A 17,830-nucleotide genomic window follows, 5' to 3' on the forward strand; every position below is an offset into this window, starting at 1 on the left:
ATTCATTCAACCTAAAGTAAGGCTTGCACACTCTCTACTTTATCCCGTAAAGATTGTGAGCGATCGGTTCTTGTGCCTAGTCGCATACTCGTTGAGATACGGGGAGCGCCCATATCATGGACAACTTCATGGCAACGTTTGACAGCCGCCATCACCTCGTCCCACTCACCCTCCACATTCGTGCCGTTGGCATGCAAGGAATAAGACAACCCCTCAGCATCTAAGATACGCTGGCAAGCGGCAACATAACGGGCAATCGATCCCTCCACGCCCATAGGCACGACACAAAAATCAATCATTAATTTCATATCACCCCCTTCTCGGTGAGACCAACCAAGGCAATGAAGATTATTCACACTCAATAAACTCACAAGCCATTAGGTTGTTAGCATACGATCAGATCCTTCATAAAGGAAACCGCATTATTGTCGCGATGAGGGATCGTGATCTGAAGGTAACCAGTCCAAGCATGGCTCATTCACCCACTGATCGAGATTCGGCCAAGGCTGAACAGGCTCATGAGAAGAAGCATAACAACTGATCTGTAACCGGAAACGCGTCAGGAAAGTAATTTCACTCAACATCAGACTTTGATCGAACTGATAAAGCCGACTAGGCACATGGGCTAGGCGATGATGCCCGGTACACCGGTACTCACTCTCAGGAGGAGGAAAGACACCTTGCTGGTACAACCATGTCCCCGTTGGCGTTAGCACCATGAGCCCATGAAATTCAACATCAATATGTTCACCGCGATCCGTTTTCAACACATAGCGCATTTCTAGCTCGCCAAGACCGGCATGGAGCTTTTCCAAAAAAAAGCAACCATGCCCTGGCAGTATACAACCTCGAAAACGCTCATCAGTTGATTCAAATGAACCACCGCCAACAGAAGCATCACAGCGGCTAGAAATCGCAGGACAACACGGCGACTCATCCAAATCAAGAGATACCGATAAAAGTCGTTTAGGCGGCACCTGGAGGTCATGCTCAGTATTCATTGGCCTAGAACTCATTGATTTAACCCTATTTATTATAGTACTTAGTCATCGAATAATGCTCATCGGCTTAAGCATAAGCGGCTATTTTTATAGCATTCTGATTATACAATGTGTCACAAAATTGATCAAAATAGTCCACATCGCGCTCAAACAAATTACGAAAACCGCCTCAAAACTTGCATTACCTTATAACACAGAACATTAGGCTTGGAGCAAGAATAGAAAAAAGAGCAATTAATTCAAAATTAAATAAATAAATCACCCAGATAAATTTTATCAACCAGGCAAAAAATCAAAGCAAATCACAACCTACAACACGAATAAAAACCTTATACTTGTTATTCCGAAGCCCCCACCAAGATGGCAGGTGACTCGAGACACCAAGACCCTATCTTTCACATGGAGATGACAGCCTCTAAACGTCTAACCTATCAGAATGAAAGCATCACAGTATTATTGATGCTCTTCCCGGGCGGCCATTATTCAGCTAACCCCATGAAATCATTTAAAATTAAATTGAAATGATATAAAATAGCCATCCTAATATCAAAAATGATCGCCACGCACCTCACATCAGAGACATTTAATCAATACAACATCCAATAAAAAACAACAAGCAACGCAGCTAAAAATAAAGCGCTTATATACAATTAAACATTTTAATCGCCACAAGGCTTGATTATGACCTTCTCCATACCTAGCACTCATCCAACTGACATCCTCGACAATATGCTATCACCGAGCGACATTCTGAAGCATGTTTGTAGCCGATGGGGGGCGCGTATACTGATTACATTGAACCAACATTCAAGCTTACGTTTCAGTGAGTTGAGAAGTGAACTCAAGAATGTCAGTGAAAAAATGCTAGCACAAACCTTACAAACACTCGCGCACGATGGGTTTATTCTGCGAGACGCTTACGCCACAATGCCGCCCATTGTCGAATATCGACTCACATTACTCGGTGAGGAGCTTGCCGGGCATGTGGGACAATTAGTCCAATGGATTGACCTTAATCTGGAGCAGATTCAGCAGGCCAGGAACCAGGAAGTTGCCACTCCAGACATTCCACAATGAGGTCAGGGATCCAAAAATAGACACTCAATATGAGCAAGATCATCCAAGTGAAACTCATAAGTTGAGCCTCACTATGACTATATTTTGAAAAGGAGCTTCCCATATGATGAATGTGCTTAATCGCCTGAATACTTTGTGCGATCAGCCGGATCTTGGCAAACTGATTCTACGCTTAGGCGTCGGAGGATTAATGCTTTTTCACGGCATCCACAAGGTTTTACATGGTATTGGCCATATACAGGGCTTATTAAGCAGTCATGGACTACCCACACTGATTGGCTATGGTGTTTATGTCGGAGAAGTAATTGCACCTATCCTACTGATTGCTGGAGTCCTATGTCGCCCGGCTGCACTCACAATGGTAGGGACAATGCTCTTCGCTTGGATATTGGCCGACCTAGACTCGACCTTTGCCCTCACAGCAGTGGGAAGTTGGGCTCTAGAAAACATCATGTTTTTTGTCTTTGGCAGTCTAGCCATTTTATTTGCAGGATCTGGCCGCTATAGCCTAGCAACGAACCCACGTTGGCAATAACCTCACGAAAACCAGCATCCAAAACCATTTGCCGCTACACTAAAATAAGTAGGCTGCTTACTACAAGCCCGCATCAATCTTTTGGCGCGGGCTATACTTATGCTTAGTGAAAAAGCACTTAACCTCTGAGGCTTCTATGAAAATAGCGGTTATTGGAGCTGGCATGGTCGGTATCAGTATTTGCGATTACTTGTTACTGATGGGGAACTGTGCCGAGCTTGTCCTAGTCGACATCAATCAAGAAAGAGCAGCGGGAGAAATCATGGACTTCTCCCATACGACAGCCCTGTCATTTTCCAAAAATACACGTTTGGTCGCAGGAGATTATAGTGACTGCCGTGGCGCTGATATTGTCATTATCACCGCTGGCGCACAAATACAAAAAGGGCAAACTCGAGATCAACTGGCAAGCACTAATGCCCGAGTGGCCATCGATATTGCTAAAGCATTAGAACCCTATGCGCCCAATGCCACCTTGATTCTCGTATCTAACCCAGTAGATATCACAGCCTATTTCGTTATCGCCCATACAGGCTATCTCCCCCACCAGGTGATCAGTTCAGGCTGCATCATTGATTCTGCTCGGTTAATGACTATTCTAGGCCAAAGCTTAGACATTGACCCTAAAAATGTCGCGGGATATGTCTTGGGAGAGCATGGAAAAACAGCCTTTATCCCTTGGTCACTTTTAAATATTGCGGGGATGTCTCTAGAGGACTACTGCCGACTCCATCAAGTACAACTGCCAAATCATGAGCAAATACTAGAAGACGTTAAGCAAGTAGGCATTGAGATTTTTAATCGCAAGGGTAATACCAATCATGGCATCGCCGCCAGTGTATTCAGAATTGTGCAAGCATTGACGGTCAGCGAGCATTCCATCTTACCTGTTGGCGTGCTCCTTCAAGGAGAGTATGGGCTTGATGATGTCGTGCTCAGCGTACCCACTGTGATTGACAGGCATGGTATCGCCCGAATTATCAAAGCGCCTTTGACTGAGCAAGAAATGCAACAACTACATGCTTCTGGCCAATTTATTCAAGACCTTATTTCAGAAGTCAAAGAACACTTCAGGTATGACAATGAATCAAAATAAGGATAATAAAAAAGCAAGGCCTTAGGGGCCTTGCTTCAGTTCAAGATCACATTTCACTCAAATCGATACAGCTATTAACCTATCAGGCTATAAAACCATTAACCGATAAGACTATCAATCGATAAGACTATCAACCGAAAACACCGCCAACATACTCACGTGTTTTTTCATTATCAGCATGGGTAAAGATTTTTTCAGTTTCCCCAAACTCAACCAGCTTCCCAAGATACATAAAGCCCGTATAGTCAGAGATACGTGAAGCCTGCTGCATGTTATGCGTCACAATAACAATCGTATAATCATCACGTAGCTCTGTAATGAGCTTCTCGATTCCTTGAGTCGCAATTGGATCTAGAGCTGAAGTCGGCTCATCCATCAAAATTACATCGGGCTTCAATGCAATAGTCCGTGCAATACAAAGACGCTGTTGCTGACCACCAGACAAGCCACTTGCTTCCGAGTGTAGCTTATCTTTCACCTCTTCCCACAGCTGAGCCTTTTCGAGTGCCTCTTGAACACGGGCATCAAGATCTCGACGAGATAATCGGTGGTACAACTTTAAACCAAAGGCAATATTGTCATAAATCGTCATCGGAAATGGGGTAGGCTTCTGGAAAACCATGCCCACTTTAGAACGTAAAGTATTCAAATCAATCGGTCCTTTAAGAATCGATTGCTTGCCCAACTTGACGTCACCTTCAGCATATTGACCATGATAAAGGTCATAAATCCGATTCATACAACGCAATAAGGTTGATTTTCCGCAGCCGGAAGGACCAATCAACGCCGTCACACGGTTGTGATAAACGGGCAGATCAATCTCATAAAGGGCCTGTTTATCTTTACCATAATAGAAATTCAAACCCTGAACTTCCATCGAATGTTCCAGTGCAGACTGAGCATACTGAGGCTGATAATCTGATAACACGGCAACTTGGCTCATGAGGCTCTCCGCTTATTCAATCCAGGTAAAATTCGTGAAGCAATATTCAGGGCGAGAATCGCCAGAGTAATGAGCAAAGCGCCTGACCAAGCCAGCTGATTCCACGACTCATAAGGACTCATTGCAAACTTATAAATCGTCACCGGTAGGTTCGCCATGGGCTCATTCGGGTTAATCGTCATAAAACTAGAATTCAAGGCAGTGAAGAGCAACGGCGCTGTCTCACCACTGATACGAGCAATCGCTAATAGAATGCCTGTGACAATGCCTGTCCCCACTGCGCGATAACTTAAAGAAAACGTTACGCGCCAACGTGATGCCCCTAGCCCTGCGCCTGCTTCGCGTAAACTGGTGGGTACGAGCTTGAGCATCTCTTCAGTCGCACTGATAATGACCGGCAATGCAATCACGGCTAAGGCAATAGCGCCAGCCCATCCAGAAAAGTGCCCCATAAAGACGACGACCATCTCGTAGACAAACAGGCCGATCAAAATAGAAGGCGCACTCATCAACATACCGTTAAGGAAACGAATCAAATCAGCAGTTTTTGAGTTGCGACCATATTCAGCCAACCATGTCCCCGCCATCACACCAATAGGCGCAGCAATCACAATCCCCAGAGAAGTCATAATTAAACTACCGACGATGGCATTGGCGAGACCGCCTTCACCTCCAGGACCAGGCGTCACCTCAGAAAATAATGCCCAGTTCATGCCTGCGAACCCTTTCTGAAAAAGCGTCATCAGAATCAACAATAAAATCCCAATGCCTAATGCCGTGGCCGCGACGCATAACCCTTTAAAAACATGGTTTTTGAATTGTCGGCGTGTCATTGCTGAGCGCTCCTACGTAACAGAATTCGGGCTACACCCATCACAATGAAAGTAATCATAAAGAGCACCAAACCCAGACCAATCAATGAGGAAATCTGCAATGCGCCAGTGGCTTCATTGAACTGCTCAGCGATAGTCGCCGCAATGGACGTCGCCGGCATAAACAGACTGGAAGAAATGCTTTGTGCACCACCAATCACAAAGGTGATGGCCATGGTTTCACCTAAGGCTCGCCCTAGCGCCAAAATCAGAGCCCCAAAAATCGGCCCTTTAATCGCCGGTAACAAGACATGAACAATCACTTCAAACTGAGTGGCTCCAATACCATAAGAAGCCTCCCGCAACACATTAGGTAACGTCGACAACGCTTCTTTGATTAAAGATGTCAGGATCGGCAGGATCATAAAGGCCAAGATGATGCCAGCGGTGAGCAGTCCAACACCCATCGGGGGGCCTTGAAACATCCCGCCAATCAGCGGTAGACCGGCGAGATGCTGGCCTGCCCACAACTGAAATCCCTGCGAAAACCAAGGTGCAAAAACAAACAGCCCCCACATTCCGTAAATAATACTGGGAACAGCAGCCAATAATTCGATCCCAATATAGATTGGACGCGACCAGTTCTGCGGACAGAGCTCAGAGAGAAAAACCGCAATGCCAATACTGATCGGTAACGCTAATGCCACGGCAATAACAGATGAAATAATCGTGCCGTAAAGCGCATTGAGCGCTCCAAACTCCTCGGTGACTGGATTCCATTGCGCACTGGTAAAAAATTCAAAACCAAAATGCTGCAAAGCGGGCCAAGCCCCCATGATCAACGACAGCATAATGCCGAGCATTAAAATGCCAATTAAAAAAGCACTGGCCCGGCAAATGCGCTGAAATACAGCATCACCATTTGTGCTTGTCGGTGCAGTTACGATGGTTGCTTTCATCATCCCGCTTATGACTCCTAAAGACGCAAGCTCGAAGCACGTAAACCCCCGCCATGCAGACGGGGGCTACGCTTTATGACATCATCACTTGAACAGCACTTCACCAGAAGTCGACTTAATCTGGTTATGCCAAGTGTTCTCGACCATCTCAACGACCGAGTCAGGCATCGGCACGTATTCCAGCTCTTTCGCTAAGCCATCGCCTTTTTCATAGGCCCAGTCAAAGAACTTCAGCACTTCTTTAGCGGTTTCAGGGTTGGCTTGCTCTTTGTACATTAAGATGAAGGTTGCCGCTGTCATCGGCCATGATTCTGCACCTGGCTGATCATTGAGGATCAGTTTAAAGCCTGGCGCATGAGCCCAATCAGCATTCGCCGCTGCAGCCTGGAAGGATTCCATTGTCGGGGAAACAAACTCACCGGCTTTGTTTTTCATCTGGGTATAAGACAGGTTGTTGGTGTGCGCATAAGCGTACTCAACATAACCAATCGCACCCGGCGTACGTTTCACAAAGTTGGCAATACCGGCATTCCCTTTGCCACCTAACTGGTTGGCGTCCTGCGGCCAAGCCACCTCTTTGCCAACACCGACATTATTTTTCCAGTCGCTGCTCACACGAGAGAGGTAATCAGTGAAGTTATAAGATGTGCCCGAACCATCAGAGCGGTGCACGGTATAGATCGGCATATCGGGTAAATCCAGACTTGGATTCAGCGCTTTCAAAGCAGGATCATTCCAAGTTTTGATTTTACCCAGGTAGATATCAGCAAGGGCTTCACCCGACAGGCGCATCTCGTCAGGACCAATCCCTTGGAGATTCACAACCGGCACGATAGATCCCATCACCGCCGGAAACTGAACCATGCCAAACTCATCGAGCTCAGATTTATCCAATGGCGCATCAGAAGCCCCAAAATCAACGGTCTTGGCTTTAATCTGCTTGATACCACCACCAGAACCAATCGCCTGATAGTTCAGCTCAACCCCAGTTTCCTTGTTGTACTGCTCAGCCCACTTGGCATAAACCGGGTAGGGGAATGACGCCCCAGCACCGTTGATTACAGTTGCAGAGAATGCCGGTGCAGAACACATGACGGCTAAGCCTAGAGCAGCCCCTTTAAACAGCTTGTTCATCAGTAAGCCCTTGTGATTCGTTATGAATAATAAGTTTTGGACGTCGTTTGACCTCCACACGCAGGGCATTCTTACACTGAAAAATGACGCTTATGTGACACCAGAATGACATTTCGGAGTCTGCCAACATCTGTGGTCTATACAGAGGTGAGGCATTTGAAGGGAGATAAAAGAGAGATAATAGGAAGATAACAGAGACCTTAAGATAGAAGAGAAGGCCCAACTCCAAAGAAAATCGATGTGTCGCTGAGCAAGTCCAATGCAATAAGGCTCTTGCAAAAAAGGCTCTTACCCAAAAGCTGCTACACAAAAGCCCCTGCATAACAGGGGCCCAGGGCCTTAATCAGTGGGTAAAGTATTACCCTGCTGCTCAGGCCGCTCAACATGCAAATGGAACAGGCTCGCTTCACCACTATGCTGTTGCATCACACCGGCTATTGGCTGCCCCTGATGCACCAGCACATGCCCTCCTTGACCACCAACACCACCAATGACACTGCCGACCAAATAAGTCGGGAAAATGTCGGCATCATTTTCATAATTAGGATTATGGATCAAACCAATCATCTGAAAACGTCCACGTGTATGCCGTAACGACTCCAGAGAATCCTGAATTAAACGACGATGCGATAGCTTAGAAAACAGACCATCTAGCACAATCACACTCTCTCGGCCCACTTGCTCTCGCTGTCGTGCAGGCGCCGCGTAACCTCGTAGATCTCGCTCTATCGCAAACTCAGAGAGTTTGACTAACCACATCAGCGAAATCGCTTCGCGTTGACCTTCAGACATCTGTTCATTGAGAGAAAACAAGCGCCCATGAGGACGAATCGCAGGATGGCGCACTCGAATAGCCACAGACTTAAACAGCCCGCGATAAATGCGTTGACGCACTTCTTGCTGAAGATCACGTTGCAACTGATCTTCACGCGCCACATCGCCTTCAGCCTGACGCTGTTGCCACTGAGCATGGCGCATTTCAATATCACCGAGAAGTTGCTCAACGAGAGCGGTAATCTCGTCATCCTCAATGACATCGGCTTGAACATCAAACCAGGCCCCTTTTTCTCTATCTGCCGTCGCACGCGCCACCCGTCGTAATAATGCGAGATTACCGGCAGCATCAATAATAATCCGAGATAGACGCTCTTGAAGCCCAGACTCCACTTGTGCACTGCTATTAAGCAACTCATCCACCCGTTGCTGATGAGCCTTCAATTGATCATGCAAAGTCTGCCTTAAACGGGCTAAAGCCTCCGGCATAGGCAACAAGTCACGCTCATTATTCGATTGTTGCCAAACCTCCAGTCGGGCCTTTTCGCTGGCATTAAATAAACTCGATTTTTCCAACATGGTTTGCAGCAACTTCAAGAGGCTCAAGCGACTTTTTCGAGTGTCCTGGTGCAAATGCTGTAGTTGTTGACCTTGTTCAGCCACACGAGTGTCATGTAGCAAGTCTTGTATTTGCTGCTGCAATAACTGCAAGGGCGCTAAATCAACGCAATCCACTTCAACATCCGAAGCCATTTCCGTATACGCCGACAGCCTCGTCAGATAATCCGCCAACAACGGCACCAACGGATGTGCTTCCAATGCACTGAGCGGGAACTGCTGTCGCGCACTCTGACGCAAGTCAACCGTCAGTTCTCGACACTGAGACAACCATTCCACCGCCAGCTCATCAACCCAGCGCGTGGCTTCCCGCGCTTGCTCAATCCGCTTATTCAGCGCTTCTAACTGTTGGCGTTGTGACGTCAACTGTTGCTGGAGTGCTTTCACTTCATTCCGCGCCGTCGCAATAACCTGCTCTCGTCGTCCTTGCTGTCCCCCGTCATCACGAACCGCCAGATACTCTCGAATACGCTGTAGGGGGTAGTTGGCACGCTGCTGTGCCCTGCTCACAGCCTCACTTAACACCGTCTCTTGCGCCTGCGCATTGCGCATAAAGTCAGGTCCGCCATCCGCACAATAAGTGACCAGTTGTTGCAACCGGTCACGCGCTTGAGCGGTAAGCAAATCATCAGCATCATGGTCGAGCTGTACGAGCAACTGCTGCTGCTCATCCAATAACGTGTCCAGTTCGGTCAGCTGCTGCTCCAATATGGCCACTTGCTCAGACCAATGCGTTTGCTCAGCGGCCAGTGATTCTTGCTGTGCGACACCTCCGAGCTGTTCATAACGCTCAGCATCAAAGTAAACGCGCTGAGCTTGCTGAAGAGGTGCGCTCCGTGTCTCGATTTGCTCTGATAACGCTGACAAAGTGAGATCGGCTTCTGCAAGCTGTTCACCCAGTTCCTGATAACGCTGCATCCCGCCTAACGAAAGAAATTGCTGATAATCCTGAATCAGCTGCAACCCGGCATCAGTCGTACGCTCACTTAACCGAGACAAGGCTTCGTCAAGCTCTTCACGGCGCTGCTGCAATGCCACCAGCTGTGCTGGCGCATTATCCCGAATAGCCATTTGGGCCGTCTGGGCTAAACGAAATAACTCGCCATGTGGTTCAACCGTGGCCAACTCAGCCTGCAAACGTCGAAACTCATCTTTCAACGCCGATTGCTTGGCCTCCAATTGCTCACGCAGTTGTACCAAATAGGTAGGGTCAGAGGCCGCTTTGACCGCCAAAGTCGCTTGCCCCACGACAGCTCCAAGCAAAGGCTGGCCCGATTGCCATAAAGCGGTCACGCCTGTGAGCGATAACACCGGCACATTCAAGCCACTTTCAAGCAAACGACCTGCGGCTTGCGCAGCTTGCTCATTGTCGATGAGTACAGGGGCAAATAATAAAGCTGCGGCTTGCGTCATCACCCCTCGGCGCTCAGTCTCACTGGCATTGTGCAGCACCGATTTTAAGCACTGATGTAAAGGGGTGACCTCCAACCCTTCAGCCTGTAACAAGGCAAGTGCTTCCTGCTCTTGAGCAGACGGCATCAATGGATCCTGTTCCAAATGGGCAAGATGCTCATCCAGTCGAGTCAAGCTCTGCTGCAGTTGCTCCAAACGCTGTAACCATTGCGGATAAACCGATTGTGCATGGTCACACCATTGGTCGGGATCCTGATCAGGCACACGTTGCTGAAAGCCTTTCAAGGCATTCACTTGTGCCTGGCATTGTTGCTGTTGAGGTTCAAGTTGGGCACTTTCTGACTGCAACGCACGCACTTCTGTAAGTAAGCGCTCACGAAGGCTAACGGGTTTATCATCACCATGAAGACGCTGATAGTCTGCTTCCACAGAGATCAAACGGCTTAAGGCGTCATAGTCTTGTCGATCCTGTGCCAGCGACTCAGTGAATTGTTGATACTGCGTTTGAAGCGACTGAAGCTCAGTTTGCGCCTGCTGTAAAAAACCACTGGCCGAAGCGCCGGGATGCAACTGTTGGAATGTTCGATGTGCCTCAGCCAACTGCTGCAGCTCATCTCGTTGCGGCTGTAAACGATCGTGCTCACGCTGCGCTTGGGCTACTTGCTGCTGCAATGGGCCCCGTTGACCTTCTAATGACGCCAGCTGAGCTTTAACCGCTTGCACTTGTTTTTGATGCTGCGCTTGACGGTGATCATCATCGGTTAATACATCCTGAGGCTGACGTTCAGGCTCCAAACGTCGAAAATGTTGCCATTCGGCCTCCCAATGACGCCATTGCCCGACCTGTTGATGATGATCCGCCAACGCCTGACGCGCTTGCTCCACCTCGGCCTGAACCTTTTGGGCCGTTTCATCAGGGGCATGCAGCTCGGCCTCGCTAAATAACCCCTGGGCTAAGGCATCTGTATAGTAGGTTTGGTTATCGGTAAATTCCCGATGACGCCGTTCGAGTGACTCAACCTCAAGGCGCTGTGCCTCTAAACGTTGCTCTAATGACTGCACATCCTCTTGCAATTGGTGGCGCCAGATTCGGTCAGCCTCCCATTGTTCACGAAAAGGATTGCTATCGGCATCCAGAAATATTTCCCAGGCCTGATCAAGACGTGCTAAGGCGGCCAAACGATCCACATCAGAGGCAAAACTTTGGTGCATCTCCTGTAACAGCGCTCGAACGCGCGACACACTGTACCAACGCACCTGACGTTGCTGCTCACTGACGCTATCAACGCCCATGACTAAACGTCGGGTGGTCAGCGGATGAACCCCCACTTGGTCAAAATAATCACTTAGAACTTTGGCTTTTAGACCACAGACCTGAGCTAACCCCTGCAACTCAATCAAAGGTTCCCGCTCACCTGGGGCCCAAGCCATTGCCTGAGCCGAAGCAGATGCCTCGGCCATGTCCCCAGCGTCTGCGGCATCAGGCCATTGAGGAATACCTGGGAGAGGCTGGGACTGTACAAAATGCTGTAGCACAGCAGCATCACGCGCCAATTGAGCATTGCCTTCATCCAAAGCCTGCTGCTTATGCAGCCAATCGTTGGCTTGGTGCCCCAACTGATCTAATGCAGTGACTTTACGTTCCGCACGATCGAGATCCTGACGTGCCTCACGCAATCGATGACGTAGTTCGGATACATGACGCCCCGAATTGACCACCACATCTTCAATAAACTCTTCAGCTTCATCAGTCTCGCCCTGTGTCGCACCGGCTAAAACCTGAGGCGCTAACACTTCATAAAAGAAAGCTTGGTCAGCTTTTTCGCCTCGTTTGGGGCGAATCGCATTAAAGATCTGACTCTTATCAGCGCCACCTTCTTTCTGAAAAGTCGCCAGTTGCTCTAATTCTTTACGGCTGATGTGACGACTGATTTGATCCAGCCACTCATCCCGGGTCGCAGGCTTTTGCACATGAGCATCGCGCATCAAGCGTTGAAAATCTTGATTAGGGTGCAACACCCGCTTTTGATCACGACTGATATAGTGCACGGGACAATCTTCTAATTGCCCCGGGTAAAAATAGAACTGGAGTTCGCTGTCACTATGACCATAAAGACCAAACACCCAGGGGTCGCCAGCCACCGCACTCCCTTGGCTGGCCAGCAAGTCATCTTGCCCCGGATCAGTATGACGTAACAAAAACTCCACGCGAAGATGGGAGTAGCTCCCTTTTACCGCAGGACAGCACTTACGCCGTGTATTCGAAAGCAGTTTACGATCGCGGGAAAGAAGCCCAATGAGCGCTTCAGAAAGCGTTGTTTTACCAAAGCCATTCTCCATGCTGACAGCCGTCGACTGCCCTTTCAGATCCAGCATAAGATGGCGCATCTTGGCTTCCCAAGGGGTCTGAATATCGCCATGTTTATTCAGGAGGTTAGCCACCTCGATCCGGTTAATCACACTCATTCAGACTTCTCCGAATCGTCATCCACATCAGTCATGGAATGATCTTCCGTCTGAGTGGTGTCATCAGGTAAAGGGGGCAGCACTTCATCAATTAAATGACGCAGATGATGCAAACCCGTTTCTGCCGTATCTAAAGCGCCTAATAATGTCTGCTGCCATACCTCATCACCATCCGCCGCTTTCTCAATGAGACCTGCACGCTGCATAATGCCGACAAAAGCACGGCAGCGGCGGCTGATATCATCACCTCGCGCATTCACTAAGGTTTCAATCAACTCGCGCTGATCACCTTGATCCGCATGCTGACGTAAATGTTCTAAATGCCGTTGCACACTGTCAACTAACTCATCGATCTGAAAAGTGGCTTCCTGGTAACGGCTGACATCCGAAAGTGCTCGGTTATAGCGGGTATAGAGCAGCGCCAATAACAATAACCACAGTTGCAGATACCAAACGGACAGTAATGCTTGGCTTTCCTGACGCAAACGCAAAGCCTCTAACGCCGGCTGGCGACTCAAAATGTCCGGCAAATGGCCATCAGCATGACGCTGCAATAAATAAAGGCAGTTACCGGGCGAGATACCTGGATATTCACTGTCTTCCAAAATAGTTAAACGCAATCCCAAGCCTGCCAGCAGCTGACGAAGGCGATCTTTTTCAGCGTCAGTGGCCCCGGCCAGCAGCTCCTCCGCATCACGCTCAGCCAATAGCCCCTGGCGCGCCGGTCTGCGCGGTCGACCTTGAGGGTGACGTTCAATCATACGGTAGTGCAACAAATAGGCTTGCACCTGACCAATCTCAGACATATTCATGGCATCAGGGCCTCAACAAACTCAACCATCAAACTCCACCCTCAAATTCACAAGGCACTATAAAAGAACAACAAGCAAGCAATAAAAAAACAACAAGTAGGCAATGATAACGGTTCACTCATCGTTCACACGATAACGTAGACGAGGGTCATCTCCAGTCAGTCGACGGCCATCCGGCATGACATATTCAAATGGGATAGAAGGAGACTCCAACGCAACCTCCAGCGCCGGATCTAATTGACCAGGGTCGACAAACATATTAATCAATTGGGGCAAGCTGTCATCGTCCCCAAGTTGAGCCCAACCACACGCTAAAGCTTCAGAAAGCGGCAAGGGACCTTGCGACAACCGCTCACGCATTGCCGGACCATGAGTCGAAATGAACCGTTGCAAGGCAGTGGCATCCTGCGACAACGCCTCCCCTTCATCAAAGACTAAAGTGCGAGTGGAACGCTCACTACGCTCCACTCGAATCAAACGCGTCAGGGGCTCTATATCGGGAATACACACCGACAGCTGCCAGGGTATAATTTGTCCGATTAAAGCGTCTTGCTGAGACTCACTCGGCGGCGTCAACAGCAGTTGCTGAGCCAATGCCATAAAGTCAGTCACCCCCATACTTTGAACGCGATCTTCAGCAATATCAGCCAAAAGCTCACTCAGTCGCCGACTTAAATTCTCAATCGCATTTAAGACACGATTAAGGCTGACCGAAAGCTGCATTAAATCCCAGGGAGGAACTTGCTGATCAGCCCATTGAATAAACCGCTCGCGCCACTGCGGGACACTCATCTGCTGCCGACAATCCAACAGCGTTTTCTGGAGGCCATTTAAGGCATGGTGATAGTGCTTTTGTTGGGCCCTAAAAGCCTCCAGTTTACCCTCACGTGTCGGGTTCTCGCGCATTTGTCGCAGGGCCTGTGTCATGCCGCGAATAGTCAATAACAAGCGATTGCATAAATCTGGCACTCGCGCATAGTCATCCCGGCGCATCGCCGTTAACACTTTGGCTGCATCGTGTTCAGAATAAAGTAAATCTTCAACCTGCAATGAAAGTTGTGCCGCCTGCCGCCCACTATTACTAAGCCTCACCAACCCTGTCTGACGCTGTTTTTCGAGCAAAGCCGTTTGTTTGGTACTGGCCTGAAGGGCAACCCCATCTTCCATCTGGCGTCGACGGAAAAATAACTCACTCGGAGTGGCCAACATATTAACGAGATACAGCACATCATCGGCCTTGAGGCCAGGTTCAAACTGTCTCAAGTAACTCAAACAACGAGATTGGGGGACAAAAGCACTATTGGTGCGATAATCTTCTTCTAATAAATAATCCAACATCAAACAGGCCAGTTCGAGCCAAAAGCCATCACGTCGCCCTGGGCGCTCCTCGCGACCGACCTGTACCGCAGCAGACCCTGGTGCATGGGCCGAATCATGCAAATCGAGCAGCCGTGTCGTTGCCAGTAAAAGATTAAGCCAAGGGGTCATAGCACACACTGCGTATCAAGAATGCTCTACTCATGAATTACTCTTTGTTCAGTCGTCACTTCTACTTATTCAGTCATCACTTTTGTCAGCAATAACACCCGATGGATTGGGATTTCGCCCATTCGCCATAAAGCAGTCATTATGCCATGAGCCGTTTCAGTGCGCTTTTGTTGGCTCCAACATACAACCGCTCATAGCACGTAACCTCAGCACACGATCCCAATAAACAACCTCAACAAACACCAAACCACGATCACAAGATGCTAGACCATCGATGTCAAGCCACAAAGTACGGTTTACGCCACCCGCGCGAGCATGTCAGAGTGACTCACGGGTACGAATAAACACGGTAAGCACTCGATGACAGACGCATCCGAACGATCCTGCCTCACCGAGAAGGAGATTACGATGACAACCGATACATTATCAGCGTTAAGTCAGCAACATTGCGAAGCTTGTCATAAGGATGCCCCTAAGCTCACGCCAGAAGCCATATCAGCACGACAACATCAGCTTCCTGACTGGCAATTAATTAACCATGAAGGGGTTGACCAACTACAACGTATTTTCTATTTCGATAATTTCCAGCACGCACTGGATTTCACTTGCAGCATTGGCGCTCTGGCAGAAGCGGAAGGTCATCACCCCGCCTTGCTGACGGAATGGGGCCAAGTCACCGTCACATGGTGGAGTCATAAGATCAAAGGATTGCACCATAATGACTTCATTATGGCGGCACAAACCGATCAGGCCGCACAGCAGGCGACAGGACTGCGCCATTAAGTCTGCTGGACATGCCATACCCAAAAATCATTAAATCCATTAAAAACTCGATGATCATGGCGACCCTTTATCATCATCCCTATCTCATCATCAAGCGGAACATGATGATCAGCGGCCATGATCATCGTCTGAATCGCATTAGGCGGTGATTATCCGTTAATCCGAATATGCCTCATCCACGGATTGCAACCCTTTTAAACCTATTGAGCGCTTTCAAATCGATTGCCCTCTTTTTTTAGCGCACAACCAACGCACAATCAGGCGTGCCATTAAAGCATTTGATTTGACTGTGACCTGAGCCTGCCGCAAGCTGAGAATGTGTATTAAACACGCAGGAAGAAAATTCGTCATGAGCCAGCACTGGTACAACGAAGAAGGTTACTCCAAGCTTGAGGAATGGTTACACAGCATCACCCATGGGATCGGTGCTGTTTTATCGTTAACAGGCATGGTGGCATTGCTTGTGATGACAAGCATCACGGCCCATGTTGATGCTTGGAAACTGGTCAGTTTTAGCATTTATGGCCTCAGCTTAATTTTGCTGTATACCGCGTCATCGCTTTATCACGGAGTTCAACATCCGCGCCTTAAAAAGCTTTTCAAACTGTTTGATCACTGTGCAATTTTCTTATTAATTGCAGGCACTTACACGCCTTTTTTGCTCGTCAATATGCGTGGCCCAATCGGCTGGACTTTATTCGTCATAATTTGGTCTCTCGCTATTGGTGGCATCACTTTGAAGCTACTTTGGCCCGAGCGCTTTCGATTTATTCGCGTCATGATTTATTTATTGATGGGCTGGCTGATCGTCTTTGCCTATGGTGATATCGTCGCGAATATCAGTCCGCTCGGCATGAATCTACTGGTGAGCGGCGGTGTTATTTATACTGTTGGCGTTCTATTTTATTTGGTTAGGCAGATTCCGTTTAACCATACCATCTGGCACTTATTCTGCATTGGCGGTAGCGTCTGCCACTACTTTGCGATGGTCTACGGTGTACTGCCACAGTTGGGATAGACAACCACTGGGATAAACAACCACTGAGATAAACCACCACTGGGATAAACTAAACTCACACCCCTATCCTAGAGTTATCGATCACGAGGCCGGCCATGCGTTTAACTCGAATTACAACCCGCACAGGGGATGAAGGCATCACAGGGCTAGCAGATGGGCAACGTCTACCCAAGCACCACCCTCGTATTGCCTTAATGGGCGAACTGGATGAGCTCAATTGTGAACTCGGCATGCTCCAAGCACTGCTTCCTGATCCTGATATACATGAACTCGCCCCATTATTAACCCGGCTCCAGCACCATTTATTTGATCTTGGCGGCGAATTAGCCATGCCTGGCCACCAAGCGTTAGGAGAAGCCGCGCTTGAGCGCCTCGATCAGGCCATTGAAACCCTCAACAGCACATTACCCCCGCTCAAAGATTTTATTTTACCGGGAGGGTCCAAAGTCGCCGCACAATGTCACCTAGCTCGCGCCAAAGCCCGCCGTGTAGAACGTCAATGGACAGGCACCAGCCACGAAATCGAAGGCTTAAACCCTGTGGGACAAGCCTATCTCAATCGTTTATCTGACTTGCTATTTATTATGGCTCGCCGTTTGGCACGTGATACAGGTGAAGAAATATTGTGGCACAGCGGTCAAGATGCATAACGCCCCAACATAGGGCATGCAGGAAAAGCTAGTGTATAGACACAACAGGCGCTTTTAAGGCAGGTAAAGTGTGGTGATTTAAAAGCCCCTTCATCAGTGGCACACCCCGTCATGCACAAAACGCATAACCCTATGCACAATCGTGATTCAGGCTGAGGGGTAAGTTAAACTAGATGACAAGTGGTTTTTATTGGCAGGCCGGATGCTGCGAGCCCAGCATCTGATTTGATCACACTCAGCGCACTAGCGGC

The 17,830-nt window shown here is 48.6% G+C and carries 15 protein-coding genes; 6 read left to right on the forward strand and 9 right to left on the reverse strand.

Annotated features, from left to right (window positions below):
* Positions 1–11: 11 nt before the first annotated feature.
* Positions 12–308 carry an MTH1187 family thiamine-binding protein gene (locus BFW38_RS09365; RefSeq protein ID WP_068998173.1) on the reverse strand — a complete coding sequence of 99 codons (297 nt, stop codon included), beginning with the start codon at positions 306–308 and terminating at the stop codon, positions 12–14.
* 114 nt (positions 309–422) lie between these two features.
* Positions 423–1,001 carry a DUF3237 family protein gene (locus BFW38_RS09370; RefSeq protein WP_068998175.1) on the reverse strand — a complete coding sequence of 193 codons (579 nt, stop codon included), beginning with the start codon at positions 999–1,001 and terminating at the stop codon, positions 423–425.
* A gap of 681 nt (positions 1,002–1,682) precedes the next feature.
* Between BFW38_RS09370 and BFW38_RS09375 the strand changes: the two genes are divergently transcribed.
* The 3 genes from BFW38_RS09375 to BFW38_RS09385 all read left to right on the forward strand — a co-directional run bounded on the left by BFW38_RS09375 (position 1,683) and on the right by BFW38_RS09385 (position 3,709).
* Positions 1,683–2,078 carry a winged helix-turn-helix transcriptional regulator gene (locus tag BFW38_RS09375; protein WP_068998177.1) on the forward strand — a complete coding sequence of 132 codons (396 nt, stop codon included), beginning with the start codon at positions 1,683–1,685 and terminating at the stop codon, positions 2,076–2,078.
* Positions 2,079–2,181: 103 nt separating this feature from the next.
* Complete coding sequence (locus tag BFW38_RS09380) at positions 2,182–2,613, forward strand: DoxX family protein (RefSeq protein WP_068998179.1); 432 nt, start codon at positions 2,182–2,184, stop codon at positions 2,611–2,613.
* A gap of 106 nt (positions 2,614–2,719) precedes the next feature.
* Positions 2,720–3,709, forward strand: coding sequence for an L-lactate dehydrogenase (locus tag BFW38_RS09385; protein ID WP_245686128.1), 990 nt, complete (start codon positions 2,720–2,722; stop codon positions 3,707–3,709).
* 130 nt (positions 3,710–3,839) lie between these two features.
* On the opposite strand, the gene pstB is transcribed toward BFW38_RS09385, so the two are convergent.
* The 7 genes from pstB to BFW38_RS09420 all read right to left on the reverse strand — a co-directional run bounded on the left by pstB (position 3,840) and on the right by BFW38_RS09420 (position 15,128).
* The gene (gene pstB, locus BFW38_RS09390) at positions 3,840–4,652 is read right to left on the reverse strand and encodes a phosphate ABC transporter ATP-binding protein PstB (RefSeq protein WP_068998182.1); all 813 of its coding nucleotides are present in this window, start codon (positions 4,650–4,652) and stop codon (positions 3,840–3,842) included.
* Positions 4,649–5,485, reverse strand: a complete 837-nt coding sequence (gene pstA, locus BFW38_RS09395; RefSeq protein ID WP_068998184.1) for a phosphate ABC transporter permease PstA — start codon at positions 5,483–5,485, stop codon at positions 4,649–4,651. Before pstA ends, pstB begins: the two co-directional genes overlap by 4 nt.
* Positions 5,482–6,426, reverse strand: coding sequence for a phosphate ABC transporter permease subunit PstC (pstC, locus tag BFW38_RS09400; RefSeq protein ID WP_084004565.1), 945 nt, complete (start codon positions 6,424–6,426; stop codon positions 5,482–5,484). The genes pstA and pstC overlap by 4 nt, the downstream gene beginning before the upstream one ends.
* Positions 6,427–6,507: 81 nt before the next feature.
* Positions 6,508–7,557, reverse strand: coding sequence for a phosphate ABC transporter substrate-binding protein PstS (gene pstS, locus BFW38_RS09405; RefSeq protein WP_084004566.1), 1,050 nt, complete (start codon positions 7,555–7,557; stop codon positions 6,508–6,510).
* A 339-nt stretch (positions 7,558–7,896) separates the two neighbouring features.
* Positions 7,897–12,828 carry a coiled-coil domain-containing protein gene (locus BFW38_RS09410; RefSeq protein WP_068998186.1) on the reverse strand — a complete coding sequence of 1,644 codons (4,932 nt, stop codon included), beginning with the start codon at positions 12,826–12,828 and terminating at the stop codon, positions 7,897–7,899.
* The gene (locus BFW38_RS09415) at positions 12,825–13,640 is read right to left on the reverse strand and encodes a hypothetical protein (RefSeq protein ID WP_068998188.1); all 816 of its coding nucleotides are present in this window, start codon (positions 13,638–13,640) and stop codon (positions 12,825–12,827) included. Before BFW38_RS09415 ends, BFW38_RS09410 begins: the two co-directional genes overlap by 4 nt.
* 114 nt (positions 13,641–13,754) lie before the next feature.
* Positions 13,755–15,128, reverse strand: a complete 1,374-nt coding sequence (locus BFW38_RS09420) for a hypothetical protein (RefSeq protein WP_068998190.1) — start codon at positions 15,126–15,128, stop codon at positions 13,755–13,757.
* Between the two features lie 408 nt (positions 15,129–15,536).
* Between BFW38_RS09420 and BFW38_RS09425 the strand changes: the two genes are divergently transcribed.
* The 3 genes from BFW38_RS09425 to BFW38_RS09435 all read left to right on the forward strand — a co-directional run bounded on the left by BFW38_RS09425 (position 15,537) and on the right by BFW38_RS09435 (position 17,579).
* The gene (locus tag BFW38_RS09425) at positions 15,537–15,911 is read left to right on the forward strand and encodes a 4a-hydroxytetrahydrobiopterin dehydratase (RefSeq protein ID WP_068998192.1); all 375 of its coding nucleotides are present in this window, start codon (positions 15,537–15,539) and stop codon (positions 15,909–15,911) included.
* 349 nt (positions 15,912–16,260) lie between these two features.
* Positions 16,261–16,929: a PAQR family membrane homeostasis protein TrhA gene (gene trhA, locus BFW38_RS09430; RefSeq protein ID WP_068998194.1), complete on the forward strand. Its 669-nt coding sequence runs from the start codon at positions 16,261–16,263 to the stop codon at positions 16,927–16,929.
* A 95-nt stretch (positions 16,930–17,024) separates the two neighbouring features.
* On the forward strand, positions 17,025–17,579 hold the full coding sequence (locus BFW38_RS09435; RefSeq protein WP_068998196.1) for a cob(I)yrinic acid a,c-diamide adenosyltransferase: 555 nt from the start codon (positions 17,025–17,027) through the stop codon (positions 17,577–17,579).
* Positions 17,580–17,830 lie beyond the last annotated feature (251 nt).

It is taken from the genome of Terasakiispira papahanaumokuakeensis (assembly GCF_001709345.1).
Lineage (GTDB): Bacteria > Pseudomonadota > Gammaproteobacteria > Pseudomonadales > Halomonadaceae > Terasakiispira > Terasakiispira papahanaumokuakeensis.